We start from the raw sequence: 17,822 nt of genomic DNA, 5'->3' as shown, positions 1-17,822 counted from the left end.
GCCCCCCTTGGATTTATTTCTGGGTTGTAATTGTGTATTTTTTAATAGTTACTAAATTTATATTAAACCTTTTTTGTCTGTTCGATATTTTCTATGTTATTTGTTCTTTTCTGAAATACAATAAAAAATAGGACCTGCACCATCTCTTTATAAGTCCGTTAAAATAAGATTCTTGAACATATCATTTCAATTTGACATCTGCTTGTATTTACTTACTAAACTCTCTAACCTTTTAAATATTTCTAGTGACAATGTCATGTCTTCAAAAATATTCAAATAACTAAAACAACTTTTATCGCCTATTGAGAAAGTTCTGTACATTTTTCTAAATTGAGAAGGAGTCATATTATAGTGTTCCTTAAAGCACTTAATTAATAATTTTTCATCAGAAAACCCATTTTTTAGTGCTATTTCTATCAATGACAAATCAGTATTTAGAATGTCTTTTACAGCATGTTCTAATCGTTTTTTGGTTATATATTCTTTCAACGTTATACCAACATTATTTTTGAAATATTTTGATAGATATGAGAGGCTTAGATGTTCCCTTCTTGCTATTTCATTAACAGAAATAGTGTCATAATTTTCATCGATAAGTTTAATAATTCTTTGCAATCTTTCTCTCTGGCATTCCTTTTTCTCTTCCAAAGAGATTTTTTCACAGTTATCTTTAAAATAAGAAGTCAGTAAATATAATAAATGATATAATTTACTTTTTATTTCAAGCCCTACACTTTCATCTTTTTTATTATGCAGAAGCATAATTTCAAGCACAGATTTCTTTATTTCATTTACTTTATCAACATCAAACTTACTCTCAGGAATTGACAACAGTGAATTAAATGTGATTTTCTCAACACCCGTATTTTCTTTAATAAAACGCGGGGATATTTGAAGAACAAGAATGATACCACTATTACTCAAATATGTTGTATGAATTTCATTGTAGTTAACTAATAATATATCTTCACTACCTAATTTATATATCATTCCATTCTTGACAACAGTCACATTACCACAAACAACAAAAATCAACTCCAACGCTTCGTGCCAGTGATGTTGAATAAACGGAAGATTGTGATAAAATATCTTTAAAGGCAATCTATCATCAAAGTCTATAACCTCGTAAATGCATTTTTGAGCAGTTGAATCCTTATCTCTTTTTTGAGTTTGAATATTAACTACAAACATAAATACTTTCACCATTTGTTAAGGTTTCTAAATATATTATACAACATTTTTTCATCTTACCAAAATAGATTTGTAAATGTATTATAAAAATCATAAAGAATTTGCTACAAACCTTCTGTTTTTTTATTTATCCGATAATTTAATAGCTCTGTAAAAAGCGTCAAAATAAAAAGCAAGATCAGCAGATATAATGGTAACACATAAACTCCAATCATTGATATAACAATTCCAAATAGCAAAGGAGCAAGTGCGCTGCCCAAATATCCGGCAGCCATTTGCATACTTATTACAATGTGCGAAATATCTTCACCAAATCTTTTTGGCGTTTCATGCATCATTGTTGGGAAAATAGGTGCACAGCCAAAACCAATTAGTGCAAAACCAAATAAGTATATCATTTGTGGAACATCTGTTAATAAAACAAAAATACCAGTGAATAATAAAGCCAAGGATAACCTGATAATTTTTTTACCGCTCAACTTCATGCTCACAAATCCAGACAAAATTCTTCCTATTGTTATTCCAAAGAAAAAGGAAGATGTTCCTTTTGCAGCAATAGAAGGAGAAATATGCTTGTAATTTACTAAAAAACTGCTTGCCCACAACCCTGTCGTGGTTTCAATAGCACAATAGAAGAAAAATGTAATTATTGATATTGCTGCACTTGCAAACAGCAATGATTTTTTGCGCTCATTTTTCCTAATATTTGAGCTTTTATTATTATTGTCTTTTTCATATATATTCCACACCGGAAGCAAAATAAAAAATAACGTTGCTAACAAAAGTTGAAACGCCGAAACAACTAAATATCCCTTTCTCCAACCCTCTGGATATACTATAAAAATCGAAATTATATAAGAACCTAAAGTTGTCCCAACACCCCACAACGAGTGCAGCCAATTCATATGTTTTGCCTGATAATGCAAAGCTACAAAATTATTCAAAGCTGCATCAATACTTCCTCCTCCCAAGCCTATAAGTACTGCACTAAGGCCCAGGAAAACAAATGAAGGTGCATGTGAAAAAGTAAATAGTCCAATAGAAGAAAATAAGGTACTTATAACAACAATTTTACCTGTTCCTATTTTCTTTACGATAAATGGGTTTAACATGCTTGAAACAACAGTGGAACATGTTATGGTCAAAGAAATAATACCAGCCGTATAAACTGGCAAATTCAAATCGCTTCTTATAACAGGCCAAGCAGCGCCTAACATTGAGTCAGGTAAGCCTAAACTAATAAACGATATGTAAATAAAAGCTAATAAAAGTATGGCCATTTTTGTGGCTTAGTTTATCTATGATACTGCTATTTATAAACTAAGCCTTTACCCTCCTTTCAATTGCCCAACCAAGTTTGGTGTAAACAATGTTAGTTAATTGAGTTTTTTCCTCATATCTAATGTCAGATTATACAATTTTAACATTAACGTTTCATTGAAATATTTGTCATAAAAATTCTAACTTTTTGTTGGATTTTTGAAATTCAAATTTTAAAATTATCCTGTATAGCTAAAAGCAACCAAACAGATTATTTGAGACCCTAATCCATTAAGCTTCTATTAAAATTCAACTTCATCAAATCCTTCTCTACAGGAACAATTTTTGATTCATAATCTTTAATTTTGTAATTTAGCTTCTCCAAAGCCTTTTTTATCTCTTCCATTCGCAAAATAAGTTTATCTCTTTGTTTTATCAAAAGTTGCCTTCTTTGCTCTATTGTTTCATCACCTCGGTGTAGAAGATTTACATACTCAAGTAGTGTCTCAATTTCAACCCCAGCCTTTCGCATACATAGTATAAATTCAATCCATCTGCAGTCTTCTTCTGTATAATATCTAATCCCATTTTCATTCCTTTTTGCCTTAGGTATCAAACCAATTCGCTCATAATACCTTAGTGCATGAGTCGAAATACCATACTTTTTGCTTACTTCTGTTATTGTCATTTATTACACACCTCCCAATACCTATTTTAATTTATTGTTAGCAAATAAACAAAACAAAAAAATAGGCTCCATTAAAAGAGCCTAATCTAAATTTTTTACTGCTCAGATTTAAGTTGAAAATAGTATTCATCATCAACAGGTTCTAACCATTCTACTTCGCCTTTATCAGGGTTTGTTGTAATGGCAATATGAGAAAGAAAATTATCTGGCATTGCACCATGCCAGTGTTTCACATTCGGCGGAATTACAACAACATCCCCTTCTTTTATTATCTTTGCAGACTTTCCTTCTTCTTGATAATACCCTTTTCCACCAGTAACTAATAAAATCTGTCCACCTGGGTGCCTGTGCCAATTATTCCTTGCACCTTTCTCAAAAGTAACATTATAAATTGCACAGTTCATAGTTTTATCATAAGCTACTAATGTTTCAACCCAAACGGTTCCAATAAAATAGCTATTTTGGACTTTAGTACCTAATGGAAAAATTGGTTTTTTAGCTCCATCCATTTGAATCCTCACCTCTCTTTTAAGTTAATAAACCAAGCCTTGATAACCAGTTTTGAATATCATTATCAGCTTGGTTAACACTGCTCCCTCTAATAGCTAATCCTGGCAATACATTTGCTTTTGGGCACAGTTTTTTTATATCCCTTTCACTGCTCCCAAGTCCACTTCCTTCATGTGTGCAAAATGGAGCGATGGTCTTTCCTGCAAAATCATAAGACTCTAAAAAAGTAAATACTGCCATTGGCATTGTTCCCCACCAGTTAGGATAACCGAGGAAAACCACTTCATATGGGCTTATATCCTCGAGTTCATTTGCAAGTTCTGGTCTGGCATTTTTTCTTTTTTCTTCCTTTGCTACTTCTGTCATTTCGTAGTAATCTTCTGGATACTGTTTTGCTGGTTTAATCTCGAATAAATCACCACCCGTTAATTTTTGTATTTTTTGAGCTACTATTTCTGTATTTCCAATCGGCAAGTTTGTAATTCTGCCATTGAGATAATTGTTCCCTTTACGAGAAAAATAGGCGATGAGAATTTTGGAATGAGCCATTGTCTGCCCCTCCTCATTTCACCTCTGTCAGTTCACTGTTAACTTTTTTAAGAAGGGAAGGAATTTCTAATCTTTGCGGACACTTACTAAGGCACTCCCCACACTCTTTGCAAAAAGATGCAGCTGTCTTTTGTCCCTCAAGCCATTTGTATATTCCTCTTCCACCTTTCCAATCTCCAAACATAACAGTTTCATTATACAGTCTGAAATTTTCGGGAATATCAACAGCGCTTGGACACGGCATGCAGTAGCCACATTCTGTGCAGTTTATCACTGCAAAAGACCCCAGTGTCTTTCTTGCTTCCTCAATCATTTTCAAGTCTTCTTCAGTCAAGTTGTTGGGGGTTACATTTTTCATGATTTCAACATTCTCTTTCACATGTTCCAAAGTGCTCATTCCACTTAGTATAACAGAAACCTCCGGAAAGTTTCCAAGCCATCTTAAACTCCACTCTACTGCAGACCAGTTTTTCCCACTTCTTTTGAAAATATCTTGCACTTTCTGTGGAAGCTTTGCTAATTTCCCACCCTTTAATGGTTCCATTATCACTACTGCAAGTCCCTTAGAAGCAGGGTACTTTAAGCCTCTGACGCCTACCTGGTAGTTGACATCCATGTAGTTTAATTGGATTTGGCAAAAATCCCATCCATCATAACCATCCACTATCTCTTTAAATGTGGGGTATTTGTCATGAAAGGAAAATCCTGTAAATCTTATTTTCCCTTGTGCTTTTGCTTTTTCAAAGAATTCAAAGAACCTCAAAGCCTTTATTTTTTCCCATCTCTCTTTGTTGAGAGCATGCATAAGATACATGTCCACATGGTCAGTTTGAAGTTTTTCCAGCTGCTCATCCAAAAATCTCTCAAAATCTTCGTGTTTTTCGACTTGCCATACAGGAGACTTGGTTGCAAGGAAGACCTTTTCTCTGTAACCATTTTGCAAAGCTTTTCCAACTACCTTTTCGCTGTTCCCTCCATGATATGGATATGCAGTATCAACGTAATTCACACCATGCTCGATGGCAAACCTTATCATCTCTATTGCCTTTTCTTCATCGATCTGAGATGCATCTTCATTTAATGTAGGAAGTCTCATCGCACCAAACCCAAGAAGAGATGTTCTCATGCCTGTTTTCCCAAAATCTCTGTATTGCATTATTTATTCTACCTCCATTATCAATCTACTCTGTTTTCAATTTTCTTGTTTAAAATTATATCTGTTAGAGTTAACTATAAGTCAAGAGAAATAAACCATACATTGTAGAAATTAATAGAATGATTGTTCTGAAATAAAAAAAGCAAACTCTTTGGATATTTAAATAATATCGAATATAAAAAATGTTGAGAATGGCAAAATAATGGTTCTTGATTATTTGAAACCAATGCAATATTAGATAAGGAAAAAGATAAGAGAGGAAAAACTTGAAGAGAAAGCCAAAATTTAAATAAGCAAATGGGTACTGAAAGTTGACAAATTGCTATAACTAATATATAATAAAAGTTTGCAAAGAAATATAAATTGCAACCAAACGTAGGAGTTGAATTAAATGGCTGAAAAGAATAAACAAGACGATATAAAAGTCATTGCAACAAACCGCAAAGCCTATCATGATTATTTCATTGAAGAGACAATCGAAGCAGGAATTGAGCTAAAAGGCACTGAAGTAAAGTCTGTGCGCCTTGGTCATGTAAACTTGAAAGACAGTTTTGCCAGGGTTGAAAACGGTGAGGTTTTTCTCTACAATATGCACATAAGCCCTTACGAAAAGGGCAACATCTTCAACGTAGACCCTATGAGAGACAGAAAACTCCTTCTTCACAAGTCTGAAATAAACCGCTTAGCAGGTTATGTGCAACAAAAAGGTTACACTTTAATCCCATTGAAGATTTACCTCAAAAGAGGTAAAATAAAAGTAGAGCTTGCAGTTGCAAAAGGTAAAAAACTTTTTGATAAGCGTGAAGCAATAGCAAAAAGAGATGCTGAGCTTGAGATAAGAAAGAAGATGAAGGAATATTTAAGATAAGGGGGCGTGTTTTGGAATTCGACGGGGGCAGTCGGATTCCAAATAGCGGGTAGTGGTTTTCTCGGTACCACTATAAAAAACCGAGAAGAAAAATAACTGCAGACAAAGCTGAACTCGCTTTAGCTGCCTAAAGCGCAGCTAACGTCCGCCGGAGGTGCCCACGGCCTCCGAGTCGGGCGCCAACCCACGTGGGGCACCGAAAGTAAGGTCGCCTGAGCCTTACTTTTGGGTCAAATCTCAGGCTGGGGAAGAAAAAGCCTGTCAGTGGGCGTTTTCTTCCCGAGAATTTAAGTACACTGACTGCACCCGGAGAAGTTTGGGGTTCGATGCCTTCGGACGGGGGTTCAAATCCCCCCGCCTCCACCAAAATAAACAACTCTACAATGTTTTAGGATTATGAGACTACACTTCTAAGAAGAACTCCCATTAGAAAAATAACGAGGTATAGTATATTAATTCAGAGGTGAAATTAGTGAAAGCAAATAAAAATCTTTTATTAAAGCTAATTGAGGAAATCCCAGAAAGTCAACTTGAAGAAGTTATTGACTTTATTTTGTTTTTAAAACACAAGCAAGATAAAAAGTTATTAAGTGATTTGGTGTCCGCCAGTGAGAGTAGCATAGATTTTTGGAACAACGATATTGACGATGAGGTATGGAACAATGTATAGACAAGGCGATATTTTATTAATTCCCATACCTTTCAGTGATTTGACATCGAATAAAAAACGTCCTGTTCTTGTTTTATCTAATGATGATTACAACAACAGAACAGAAGATATATTAGTTGCAGCTATTACTTCAAACCTAACAGCAAAAGATTATATTGTTATGTTGACAAATCATGACCTTGCTGAAGGGACTCTTAAGGTGGACTCTTGTATAAGAGTGGACAAAATCTATACTTTATCGCAAAGTATTGTAATAAATAAGTTTGGTTCAGTGAAAAAACACATTATTGAGAGAGTTAAAGAAAAACTCTATGAGCTAATCTAACCAACAATTAAGTAGATGAGTTAAAAGAAGGAATTTGCTAATAACTGATAAATACATCTACTTAGTAATTTTTAAGCCTATAAAAAATGTTGGATAAAAAATTAGTAAAAACAAAACTCGACGCAGTGGATAGTACACTATCTAATTTGGTAGAACTATTTTATGTAGATTGCTTATTTTTGACAAAAAGTTCTTCATTATCTTCAAAAAAGATTAGCAGTACCCTGAGGTGTATAGGTTGCGTGAATAGGATTAAAATATTAAGAAATTAATCTTACTGTAAATTATTTTGTGACATATATATGTTCTGCTTTAATGGGATTAGAAGGATTGTTATTTATATATATTACAAATGCTTCTAAAAGTTTTAACAGCAAATTCATGAAAATATAAGGAAAATTTAAAGAGAATATCTTCAATTGGTTTAAAGTAGAATGGATTAAGATATAGGTAGAAAAAGAATTTTTAGTTGATAAAAGAGCAAAACCTTGCTTCAATAATACAATTGAATATTTGCAAACTATGCAGCTTTTTTATTTTGTTACTATACTTAAAAATGAAATTTTTAACAAGTCTATTTCGCTTTTGGTATCAACTCAAGTCCTTTTTCTCCCCAGCCTTCCTTATCTTTTCAACGAATATGTCTTCTTTATCAGTTTGGTACACATTTAAGAGTTCTTCTGTATAGTCATTTACCTTTTCCCAAAATCCTTCTCTCTCATAAACACTGCCAAAATTTTGAAATCTTTAAACCTAAAAAATGTTTTATATCTTTTGCTTTGATATGTTACATTCGGAATTTGATATTGCAATAACATTTCTTCTTTCATAAGAATCTAAACAGTTCATTGTCAGTTTATCTTACTGTATACATTTCCGCCTGTTAATAGGAGTACTATATATTTTATTACTAAATACCTAAAAAATATGAATATTTACACTTTTATTTAACATAAGCTGAACCAAATTTTTTACTTGATTTGTCAAAGATGTATCAGCATATCCAATCTTCTTTCCTCTTAATACTAAATACAGTAATATAATTTCTATAAAAATGCATCATGATAATTTACAATTATTGTCCGAGTACGTTAGCACCAAAACACAGTAGAATGTTGAACTCGGTAGGTTTCATTTTTTTCACACTTTAATTTCCTTTATAATAAACTGCTTTATCCAGTTGCCGTAACAAAAATGATATGAAACTTAAAAGATCAAGGCAATCGTCTTTTGATATAGGCCAATCAAGTGCAGGTTCATGAGCTGTTGGGTTTCTAATAGCTCTCATTAAACCTGCTGACAAAAACTTAAGTCCTTCCTGAACATTTTTATCAGTTTCTGTTTTGCAAGGAGTAACCTTTAAAACCCCTTTAAAGGCCCATACATCCATCATTAATTCATAACCATCTTTATCGCTTTGCGCTTTCTCTTTAACCATTTTGTTATAAACCTTTGCTGCTTCAAACACAGCGTGAAAGTAATTTTTCTGTTTGTAAAGTTGGAGACAATGTTTACAAATTAGATAATGATAATTTCTGGAATAGAATTCATTTAAAGCATCGTCTATATGCAAATTTACACCCGCTTCCCTTAAAATTTTCTCTACCTCGGCTACTTTATCTTCAGGAGTAATAAGGCGCAAAAATTTCCTTAACAACCCATTGCGTTCATCATTGTTCATTTTCTGTTTGGCTAATGTAAGTATCCAGTCATGAATCAATTTTGCTCTCTCTGATGTAATAGCTTCATTTGGAAAATCTTCTCGTTGAAAATTAAAAACAGAGTTAGCTGCACGTTCTATATCATTTTTGGATGTATCATATTTTAAAACATCCCCTACTTGAATTGCTATCATTCGGTAATTCATTTTCTAGTCCCCCTCATTTAAATAATTTCCTTCGGAATTTTTACTTCGCGCTGGAACAAATTTTTAATTCACACTGATTTTATGTAATTGTGAGTTTGTTAATTCAGATCTCCATCTGCTTCTTTTTACATGATTTTCCTCCATTATCTTTTTAGATAATATTCAATATTCAAATTTCTATAGCCTACAGACCAAATTTTGGACCAAATTTTGAGCGTATCTAAAACCCTGCGAAAGTTGGATTTATTTGATATAGCTAAACCAGACAATTATGGCACACGAATTAATATAGTTCTTTTCTTCGTTGCTTCATTTATTTAGCTTAATATATCAACCAGGTCTACTATAAAGATAATAAAGTATCATTATTTGTCATTTTTATAAAAGATAGATTTTTCATTAAAATATCTTGCTGTTGCTTCTTAAGATTTATTATAGAACAAATATAAAGCACGAAAAAGTATAATGTTAAGTTTCCACAAATCTGATATAGTTAAAATTTTGGAAAAACACTTTTTATCAGATTTCTCAATGTCCAATTACATTTTATATACTACATTATTTTGATATTCTTGAAGATATTAGCTACTAAGTGATTTTGTTTTCCATTATTGTCAAATTAAACATATTTGAAATGACATTTAAAATTTCTACCTATTACTTGAAGTTTTCTTCTAAATATTATAAAATATAAATTACTTGCGGAAAAGATACAAGGAATTTTAAAGACAACAAAAAAACTTTGCCTTACGAGTAAGCTCAAGTTAAGTTCGGATATATAGTGTTATTGAACTTTAATAGCAAACTTTAAAAGTTATGTACAGCGAGATAGTAATTTGAGCAATCATTTAGAAATACTTCTAAAGTTTCATAAGAAAGCAATTGTCATATTGTATACAAAGGTATCTGCTATTTTGTACAATATGATTTTCCACAATCCCTATGAGGTAAATCTTATCAAGATAATGTGAAAAGTGCAACAATAACAACCGTAAATAAAGTATTTTATTAATAGCCGAAGATATTCTTTTATGACCCAGTTTTAGCTACAGTTATTTTAGATAGATTTGTTCATCCCTGTCATTTTGTAGTTATTAAAGGTGAAAGCTGCAGAGTTAAATACAGGAAAAAACCTATAATTTTCTTTTGAAGCATAATTACCATTAACTGAAATAATCTTTCATGAAAATAACCACAAGGCCCCTTACACGTAGAAAAGCAGCCCTATTCTTTTTGGGTTTTTACTCCCTCAGCTGCTTCTTTTGTAAAGATTGTTTTTAAGGTCAACAGTAAAATCTTGATGTCCAAAAAAACAGAGTAATTCTTTATATATATCAAATCAAGCCTGAGCTTATCTTCTGGGCTTGTTGCATACTTGCCGTAAACCTGTGCAAGTCCTGTGAGCCCTGCCTTTACATTGTGACGAAGCGAATACTCAGGATAGAGTTTTTTAAACTGCTCAACAAAGTAAGGACGTTCTGGCCTTGGCCCTATAAAGCTCATCTCACCTTTTAAAATATTTATAAGCTGTGGAAGCTCATCAAGCCGGGTTGCGCGCAAAAATCTCCCAACCCTTGTTATCCTTGGGTCGTTCTCTGTTGCCAGAACAGGTCCTGTCATCTTCTCTGCATCTTTTACCATCGTCCTGAACTTTAAAACATAAAATTCTCTTTCACCTTCTGTAACCCTTTTTTGTTTGTAAATTACTGGTCCTTCTGAATCAAGTTTTATGGCAATTGCAATTAAAATCATTATAGGAAAAGAAATAACCAGCGCGACTGAAGCAAGAAGAATATCACACACCCTCTTAATTAACTTTTGCTCAGATGTCAGCTCTGGTTGCTCGATAGAAAGTGTTGCAACATCGTCAAACTGAATTACCCTTGCACGTGAAACCAAGATATCTCTAAAATCAGGTGTAATAAAAATGTGCTTTTTAAATTCTATGGCTTTTCTTACAATCTCGCTCTTTAAATTCTCATCCATCTTTGAATATACATAGATTGTGTCAACAGCCTTTATATATGGAATCAGCTGATCGATAGAATTTGGTTCAACCACATACTTTACTTCAATCCAGCCTTTTGAGATATTTTGAAGCTTCTGGGCAAACTCCTGTGCTTTCATCTTTTCACCAATCACCATCACATGCTTGACACCCTGCACTCTTTTGAAAACATATAAAACAAGTCCTCTCCATCCGAGGAGTAGCAGAAACTGGATAAAAAATGCAATTATAAATATACTTCTTGGGAATGCAAAGTGCCTGTAAAAGAAGGTAGAAACAACTGTTAAAAATTGTAAGAGCATAAGGGCTAAAACCATCGAAAATGCTATCTCGCTTATCGTTTTCATTGTGATTGTGTAAAGACCATAAATGTTCAATAGTACAAGAGCAAATAGAGTTATTTGCGGAATCAATGTATAGTATGGCATAAAGTTTCGCTTTGGGAATGTAAAATTGAACTTTATAATATATGCCAAGATATACCCTGCATGAATTAGCAGAAGGTCCATAACCACGACAAAAAACTTACTGAGTTTATGATAGCTTTTTATATACGACCTCATCGATTACCATCTCCATTTATAATTTGTTCTAATCTATCTGCAAGTTTTCTGATGTCGTGATATTTTTCAACATACTCTCTTCCCTTTTGCCCAATCCTCTTTCTCTCATCTTCATCCATCTCGTAAAGTTTTATAATCTTCTGAGCAAATGCCTTTGAATCATAGGCATCACAAGAAAACCCCGCACCTGAGTCTTTGACAATGTCATTTGCAACATTACCTGCAAACACTATTGGCTTTGCAGCACACAAATAATCAAAAAGTTTATTAAGAGATATCCCAAACCTGTAAACTTTTAGATTGTGCATAGAAACAAGCGTTATATCAACGCGTTCAAGTAAGCTTGGTACAGAAAGTTTTGATATTGGATCATAAAAAAATACATTTGAAAGTTTAAATTTTTTGACCATCTTCTGAAGTTTTTCTTTCTCAGGACCATCTCCTATTATCAGAAAATGGATCTTGTCACCTACTTCGTCTTGCACGTACTTTGCAGCCTCAATTATTGTTTCCATTGCATTAGCTTGACCAAGCGCACCTAAATAGCAAGCTTTAAAATACCCCTCATGTTCACCTAAAATCTTCTTTACCTCATCGGGCATTGTATTTTTCAGAAGGTCAAACCTCTCAATATCACAACCATTTGGAATATGTACAATTTTTTCTTTATTTATTCCGAGGCTCTGAATGTATTCATCTGCTTTTGGCAAAACTGTTATTACATACTTTGCTTTTGTGTATATGAACTTCTCAAGCCTTCGCAAAAGTCTAACTATCAGGCTTCCTTCCTTGAAAGCACCAAGGTCAATTCCACTTTGTGGCCAAAGGTCACGCACTTCTGCTACAAATTCAGCCTTTTTCCCCTTTGCTAACCTATATCCCACAACCCATGTAAGTGGATGAAAAGAGGATGCTATAATTGTATCTGGTTTTTCAAATTTTCTTGCTATAAAATAGAGGTTTTTAGCAAACGAAAATATGTTTACAACCCTTTTGAAATCGTTTTTCTTGTATGGGGTTGTCTTTATCCAAACGAACTTTACACCACTGTAGTCTTCTATTTTAAATTTTTCTCCTTTTTGAAGCAGTTCAACTCTTTGCTTATGGTCAAAACTGGAGGCAAAAATACTTACATCATATCCTCTTTTTACAAGCTCCTTTGCATAGTCAAAATGTCTTGTAATTCCGCCCATTGTAGGTGGAATTGCGTAGTGGTTTAAAATCCATATTTTCTTTTTCAAAGTTGTTCTCCCTTTCTACCTACTGCATAAATTTTTGATTAGGTATTCATAATTGAGTATATCATAATTCTTCCTGATAATTAATATCTACATTCTATATACCTTCGAAAAATTCTTAGAGCAAAATAGTACAAAATTAAGGCAAAATAATTAAAAGATTGATTATGGTCAAAAGGTATAATTAAGATGATAGGCAAAAGTGAAAATCATAATTTGCAAAAGAAGGGAGACTGATAACTTTGAAATTTGGTTATTTTGATGACAATAAAAGAGAGTATGTCATAACAACTCCACTTACTCCTTTTCCGTGGATCAACTATCTCGGCATGAAAGACTTTCTTTCTTTAATCTCAAACCATGCAGGTGGTTATTGTTTTTACAAAGATGCAAGACTCAGAAGAATAACAAGGTTCCGTTATAACAATGTTCCACTTGATATGGGCGGAAGATATTTCTATATAAAAGACAATGAGGATTTCTGGTCACCCTCATGGATGCCAACAAGAAAAGTTCTTGAGTTTTATGAATGTCGCCATGGTCTTGGATATACAATCATAACAGGAAGAAGAAATGGCGTTGAGGTGGAGCAAACATTTTTTGTGCCAGTTGATGAAAACTGTGAGATACACTATCTTAAGATAACAAACAAATCTACCCAGCCAAAGGATTTGACACTCTTTTCATTGATTGAGTTTTGTCTTTGGAACGCGCTTGACGATATGACAAACTTCCAAAGAAATTTAAGTACAGGTGAGGTTGAAATAGAAGGTTCTGTGATTTACCATAAAACAGAGTACAGAGAGCGTAGAAATCATTATTCTTTTTATTCTGTAAACGTTCCAATCGATGGATTTGACACTGACAGGGACACATTTCTTGGTCTTTACAGAGGGTTTGATGCACCTTTAGCAGTTGAAAATGGAAAGAGTTTTAATTCAGAAGCTCACGGCTGGGCACCTATTGCATCGCATATGATAAAAATCTCTTTGCAGCCAGGGGAGGCAAAAGAGCTTGTATTTGTGCTGGGTTATGTAGAAAATGATGAAGACAAAAAATGGCTTAAAAAAGGTGTTATAAACAAAGAAAAGGCTTACAAAATGATAGAAAAATTCAAAAACCCAGAAGACGTCCAAAGATCATTCGAAAATTTGAGGCTATTTTGGAGCAATCTACTGAACAAGTTTAACGTTCTGACTGGCATAGACAAGGTAGATAGAATGGTAAACATCTGGAACCAGTATCAGTGTATGGTAACATTCAACCTGTCAAGAAGTGCTTCATACTTTGAGTCTGGAATAGGAAGAGGAATGGGGTTCAGAGATTCTAACCAAGATATTCTTGGTTTTGTTCACCAGATACCAGAACGGGCAAGAGAAAGAATATTGGATTTAGCCGCAACCCAGCTTGAAGATGGCGGTGCTTACCATCAATATCAGCCTCTTACAAAAAGAGGCAACAATGAAATAGGCAGTAATTTCAACGACGACCCGTTGTGGCTCATACTCTCAACTGCACATTACATCAAGGAAACAGGAGACTGGTCCATTCTTGATGAAATTGTTCCTTTTGAAAATGACCCGCAAAAGGCTGCTTCAATGTTCGAACACCTGAGAAGGGCATTTTACCATGTTGTGAACAACTTAGGACCGCATGGACTTCCACTCATAGGCAGGGCTGACTGGAATGATTGCTTGAACTTAAACGCATTTTCAACAAACCCTGATGAGTCGTTCCAGACATGTGATAACAAAGACGGCAAAACTGCAGAATCTGTTATGATAGCAGGGATGTTTGTCTATGTTGGAAAGGAATTTGTAAAGATTTGTGAAAGGTTGGGTAAAGAAGATATTGCAAAAGATGCACAATACCACATTGAAAAGATGAAAGAGGCAATTTTAAATTATGGTTACGATGGCGAGTGGTTTTTAAGAGCATATGACTACTTTGGAAACAAAGTTGGAAGCAAAGAAAATGACGAAGGTAAGATATTTATTGAAACACAAGGTTTTTGTGTAATGGCAGGAATAGGACTTGATGATGGAAAAGCTATTTCTGCGCTCGATTCTGTTAAAAAGTATCTTGATACAGAACATGGAATAGTTCTTGTTCAGCCAGCTTTTACAGAGTACAAAATTCATCTTGGTGAGATTACAAGCTATCCGCCGGGCTACAAAGAAAATGCAGCGGTGTTTTGTCACAATAACCCATGGATTATGATTGCAGAGTGTATTGTTGGAAGAGGAGATAGAGCATTTGAGTACTGGTCAAAGATTGCTCCATCATATAGAGAAGAGATAAGCGATGTGCACAAGCTTGAACCATATGTATACTGCCAGATGATTGCTGGAAAAGATGCGTACAAGCCAGGTGAGGCTAAGAATTCATGGCTCACAGGCTCTGCTGCATGGAACTTTGTTGCAATGACACAGTGGATTTTGGGAATAAGACCTGATTATGACGGTCTTTTAATAGACCCTTGCATACCAAGAGAGTGGAAAGGATTTACTGTAAAAAGAGTGTTCAGAAATGCAATTTACAATATACAAGTAAAGAACCCTGATGGCGTTTCAAAAGGTGTTAAAAAAGTTGTTGTTGATGGCAAAGAAATGTCTTCCAATTTAATACCAGCTTTCTCAGATGGCAAAGAACATTTTGTTGAAGTGATAATGGGATAGAAAAATTTTAAGGAGGGTATTTTTTATGAACTATGGGTACTTTGATTCTCAAAGTAGAGAGTATGTTATAACAAATCCCAAAACACCAACTTCATGGGTAAATTATTTGGGGACAAGTGACTATTGTCTTATAATCTCAAACAATGCGTCAGGTTATTCTTTTTACAAATCCCCTAAGCTTGGAAGGGTCACTCGTTTCAGGTTCAATAGCATCCCAATGGACAGACCTGGAAGATATGTATATATCAAAGACGAAGAAACAAAAGACTTCTGGTCAATAAGCTGGCAACCTGTTGGAAAGCCTCTTGAAAGTTTTAACAGCATCTGTCGACACGGTCTTGGATATTCAATATTTGAAAGTAAATATAGCAACATAACCTCATCTTTAAAAATCTTTGTGCCAGTAGACAAGCCAATTGAAATCTGGGAAGTTAAAATCAAGAATGAGTCAGGTAAGAAAAAGGAACTATCGGTATTTACTTATACAGAGTTCTGTCTTTGGAATTCCATGCTTGACATGATGGATTTTCAGTATATTCTTTACACCTGCAGAATGGGTTACAACAAAGAAGATGAAATTGTAGATTATTCTATCAAGCTCTGGAGTCCTTATGAACCAAAAGCTTTTTTCACATGCACAAATAAAAAGATTGAAAGTTTTGATACAGACAGAGATGTGTTTATTGGTCCATATAACAGTGAAGCTAATCCAGAAGCTATTCAAAATGGCAGGTGTTTTGGGTCAATTGCAATAGGTGGAAACCCATGCGCTGCAACACAGGTAAAAATTGAACTTCAGCCCGGTCAGGAAGAATATTTAGTGTTTGTACTGGGAATAGGAGATGCATATAAGGAAGGAAAAGAATATAAAAAACTATTTGCATCAAAAGAAAATATCCAAAGAGAATTTGAAAAGGTGCAAAAGTACTGGGATGACCGGCTTAGCAAGTTCAAATGCTCAACACCAAGCGAGAAGATGAATTTGATGTTGAACATATGGAATCAGTATCAGTGCCATACAACATTTAACTGGTCAAGGTCTGCATCATTTATAGAGGCTGGAGGAAGAGACGGACTTGGCTTTAGAGATTCTTCACAGGACATTCTGGGCGTTGCACATTCAATCCCTCAAGAGGTAAGAAAAAGACTTATTGAACTTTTGAAGGCTCAGCTTTCTGAAGGATATGCGATGCATCATTTCCAGCCTCTTACATGGGCTCAAGGAGAACATAATATACCTCCACGAGATAGAATTTATTCAGATGACCATTTATGGCTTTTGATTGCTGTGCCACACTATATAAAAGAAACAGGTGATTTTTCTATCTTAGATGAAGTTGTTGAGTATGCGGACAAGTCAAGTGCTTCTGTTTATGAGCATTTAAAACAAGCTTTGGAGTTTTCATGGAATCACAGAGGAAAACATGGACTTTTGCTTGGTCTTGCTGCTGACTGGAATGATTGTATCAACCTCAAAGACGGTGGCGAGAGTACATGGTCGACCCAGCTTTATTATAAGGCTTTATCTGAATTTATAGAACTTGCTGAGTACATCGGAAAGACTGAGGATGCTGAAAAGTATAAAGCTTATAGAGACGAAATCAAAAAGGCAATGGATGAGTATACATGGGATGGCGAGTGGTTTGTAAGAGGGTATTTGGCAAGCGGTAAAAAACTTGGATCAAAAGAAAGTGATCAGAGCAAGATTTTCCTAAATTCTCAGTCATGGTCAGTATTCTCTGGCGCTTTTGTTGATGAAAAAGGCAAAATGGCAATGGACAGTGTCAAAAAGTATCTCGCAACAGAACATGGATGTGTCAAAAACTGGCCAGCTTATGTTGATTATATTATAGAGGTTGGGGCTGTAACCTCTTTCCCGCCGGGATTAAAAGAAAATGCTGCTATTTTCTGTCATGCTAATACATGGGTAATTATTGCAGAGGCTGTACTTGGAAGAGGCGATTATGCTTTTGAATACTATATGTCGTTCCTTCCTGCAAACAAAAATGATATTGCTGAAATCTATACCACAGAACCTTATGTTTATTCCCAGTTTATCACCGGAAAAGAACATCCATATTATTTTGGTCGTGCGCGAAATCCATGGTTGACAGGTACTGCAACATGGGCATTTGTTGCAGCAACACAGTATATCCTAGGGGTTCGCCCACACTACAAAGGTCTTATTATTGACCCATGTATACCATCATGTTGGGACGGTTTTGAAGTTGAGAGAGTTTTCAGAGGAAGA

General features: G+C 34.4%; 15 protein-coding genes and 1 other RNA gene (1 of these 16 running past the window's edge). 7 read left to right on the top strand and 9 right to left on the bottom strand.

The window, feature by feature from the left end; genetic code table 11:
* Positions 1-186 precede the first annotated feature (186 nt).
* The 6 genes from PGC14_RS01040 to PGC14_RS01015 all read right to left on the bottom strand — a co-directional run bounded on the left by PGC14_RS01040 (position 187) and on the right by PGC14_RS01015 (position 5,354).
* The gene (locus PGC14_RS01040) at positions 187-1,191 is read right to left on the bottom strand and encodes an AraC family transcriptional regulator (protein ID WP_039764156.1); all 1,005 of its coding nucleotides are present in this window, start codon (positions 1,189-1,191) and stop codon (positions 187-189) included.
* Positions 1,192-1,295: 104 nt separating this feature from the next.
* Positions 1,296-2,471 carry an MFS transporter gene (locus PGC14_RS01035; RefSeq protein WP_271629295.1) on the bottom strand — a complete coding sequence of 392 codons (1,176 nt, stop codon included), beginning with the start codon at positions 2,469-2,471 and terminating at the stop codon, positions 1,296-1,298.
* Positions 2,472-2,734: 263 nt separating this feature from the next.
* A complete protein-coding gene (locus tag PGC14_RS01030) occupies positions 2,735-3,139 on the bottom strand; it encodes a MerR family transcriptional regulator (protein WP_271629294.1) in 405 nt (134 codons plus the stop codon).
* A gap of 95 nt (positions 3,140-3,234) precedes the next feature.
* Positions 3,235-3,648: a (R)-mandelonitrile lyase gene (locus tag PGC14_RS01025; protein ID WP_039764162.1), complete on the bottom strand. Its 414-nt coding sequence runs from the start codon at positions 3,646-3,648 to the stop codon at positions 3,235-3,237.
* Positions 3,649-3,667: 19 nt separating this feature from the next.
* Positions 3,668-4,198 (bottom strand): flavodoxin, encoded by a 531-nt coding sequence (locus PGC14_RS01020; protein WP_039764165.1) that lies wholly within the window; start codon positions 4,196-4,198, stop codon positions 3,668-3,670.
* A gap of 13 nt (positions 4,199-4,211) precedes the next feature.
* Positions 4,212-5,354 (bottom strand): aldo/keto reductase, encoded by a 1,143-nt coding sequence (locus PGC14_RS01015; protein WP_271629293.1) that lies wholly within the window; start codon positions 5,352-5,354, stop codon positions 4,212-4,214.
* Between the two features lie 391 nt (positions 5,355-5,745).
* Between PGC14_RS01015 and smpB the strand changes: the two genes are divergently transcribed.
* The 4 genes from smpB to PGC14_RS00995 all read left to right on the top strand — a co-directional run bounded on the left by smpB (position 5,746) and on the right by PGC14_RS00995 (position 7,217).
* Positions 5,746-6,222, top strand: coding sequence for an SsrA-binding protein SmpB (smpB, locus tag PGC14_RS01010; protein ID WP_011916654.1), 477 nt, complete (start codon positions 5,746-5,748; stop codon positions 6,220-6,222).
* Positions 6,223-6,588, top strand: a transfer-messenger RNA (tmRNA) gene (gene ssrA, locus PGC14_RS01005). It abuts the gene before it with no gap.
* A gap of 106 nt (positions 6,589-6,694) precedes the next feature.
* Positions 6,695-6,892: a DUF2281 domain-containing protein gene (locus tag PGC14_RS01000; protein ID WP_271629292.1), complete on the top strand. Its 198-nt coding sequence runs from the start codon at positions 6,695-6,697 to the stop codon at positions 6,890-6,892.
* Entirely contained in the window at positions 6,885-7,217 is a 333-nt protein-coding gene (locus tag PGC14_RS00995) for a type II toxin-antitoxin system PemK/MazF family toxin (RefSeq protein WP_271629291.1), read from the top strand. The genes PGC14_RS01000 and PGC14_RS00995 overlap by 8 nt, the downstream gene beginning before the upstream one ends.
* Positions 7,218-8,364: 1,147 nt before the next feature.
* Here the strand turns inward: PGC14_RS00995 and PGC14_RS00990 are convergent.
* Positions 8,365-9,084, bottom strand: a complete 720-nt coding sequence (locus PGC14_RS00990) for a TIGR02391 family protein (protein WP_271629290.1) — start codon at positions 9,082-9,084, stop codon at positions 8,365-8,367.
* 1,021 nt (positions 9,085-10,105) lie between these two features.
* Here PGC14_RS00990 and PGC14_RS13435 point away from each other — a divergent pair.
* A complete protein-coding gene (locus tag PGC14_RS13435; protein ID WP_307742502.1) occupies positions 10,106-10,234 on the top strand; it encodes an ATP-binding protein in 129 nt (42 codons plus the stop codon).
* A gap of 74 nt (positions 10,235-10,308) precedes the next feature.
* Here the strand turns inward: PGC14_RS13435 and PGC14_RS00985 are convergent, their stop codons facing one another.
* Both PGC14_RS00985 and PGC14_RS00980 read right to left on the bottom strand, forming a co-directional pair.
* Positions 10,309-11,655 (bottom strand): sugar transferase, encoded by a 1,347-nt coding sequence (locus PGC14_RS00985; protein ID WP_011916652.1) that lies wholly within the window; start codon positions 11,653-11,655, stop codon positions 10,309-10,311.
* Positions 11,652-12,896: a glycosyltransferase family 4 protein gene (locus PGC14_RS00980; RefSeq protein ID WP_271629289.1), complete on the bottom strand. Its 1,245-nt coding sequence runs from the start codon at positions 12,894-12,896 to the stop codon at positions 11,652-11,654. The genes PGC14_RS00985 and PGC14_RS00980 overlap by 4 nt, the downstream gene beginning before the upstream one ends.
* 239 nt (positions 12,897-13,135) lie before the next feature.
* On the opposite strand from PGC14_RS00980, the gene PGC14_RS00975 reads away from it, so the two are divergent.
* Entirely contained in the window at positions 13,136-15,571 is a 2,436-nt protein-coding gene (locus PGC14_RS00975; RefSeq protein WP_271629288.1) for a GH36-type glycosyl hydrolase domain-containing protein, read from the top strand.
* A 25-nt stretch (positions 15,572-15,596) separates the two neighbouring features.
* Positions 15,597-17,822, top strand: the 5' portion of a protein-coding gene (locus PGC14_RS00970) for a GH36-type glycosyl hydrolase domain-containing protein (RefSeq protein ID WP_271629287.1). The gene runs 147 nt beyond the window's last position; only the first 2,226 of its 2,373 coding nucleotides appear in the window; its start codon is at positions 15,597-15,599; its stop codon lies beyond the right edge, outside the window.

Source organism: Caldicellulosiruptor sp. DIB 104C (genome assembly GCF_028198085.1).
Taxonomy (GTDB): Bacteria; Bacillota; Thermoanaerobacteria; order Caldicellulosiruptorales; family Caldicellulosiruptoraceae; genus Caldicellulosiruptor; species Caldicellulosiruptor saccharolyticus.
Note: the sequence above shows the minus strand (reverse complement) of the source record. Positions and strands in the feature narration are given on the sequence as shown.

Excerpts from the sequence above, each read along its gene's own strand:
- PGC14_RS00985 (WP_011916652.1), bottom strand. The coding sequence starts at position 11,655 with ATGAGGTCGTATATAAAAAGCTATCATAAACTCAGTAAGTTTTTTGTC.
- PGC14_RS00995 (WP_271629291.1), top strand. The coding sequence starts at position 6,885 with ATGTATAGACAAGGCGATATTTTATTAATTCCCATACCTTTCAGTGAT.
- smpB (WP_011916654.1), top strand. The coding sequence starts at position 5,746 with ATGGCTGAAAAGAATAAACAAGACGATATAAAAGTCATTGCAACAAAC.
- PGC14_RS01020 (WP_039764165.1), bottom strand. The coding sequence starts at position 4,198 with ATGGCTCATTCCAAAATTCTCATCGCCTATTTTTCTCGTAAAGGGAAC.
- PGC14_RS01015 (WP_271629293.1), bottom strand. The coding sequence starts at position 5,354 with ATGCAATACAGAGATTTTGGGAAAACAGGCATGAGAACATCTCTTCTT.
- PGC14_RS01025 (WP_039764162.1), bottom strand. The coding sequence starts at position 3,648 with ATGGATGGAGCTAAAAAACCAATTTTTCCATTAGGTACTAAAGTCCAA.
- PGC14_RS01030 (WP_271629294.1), bottom strand. The coding sequence starts at position 3,139 with ATGACAATAACAGAAGTAAGCAAAAAGTATGGTATTTCGACTCATGCA.
- PGC14_RS01040 (WP_039764156.1), bottom strand. The coding sequence starts at position 1,191 with ATGTTTGTAGTTAATATTCAAACTCAAAAAAGAGATAAGGATTCAACT.
- PGC14_RS00990 (WP_271629290.1), bottom strand. The coding sequence starts at position 9,084 with ATGAATTACCGAATGATAGCAATTCAAGTAGGGGATGTTTTAAAATAT.
- PGC14_RS01035 (WP_271629295.1), bottom strand. The coding sequence starts at position 2,471 with ATGGCCATACTTTTATTAGCTTTTATTTACATATCGTTTATTAGTTTA.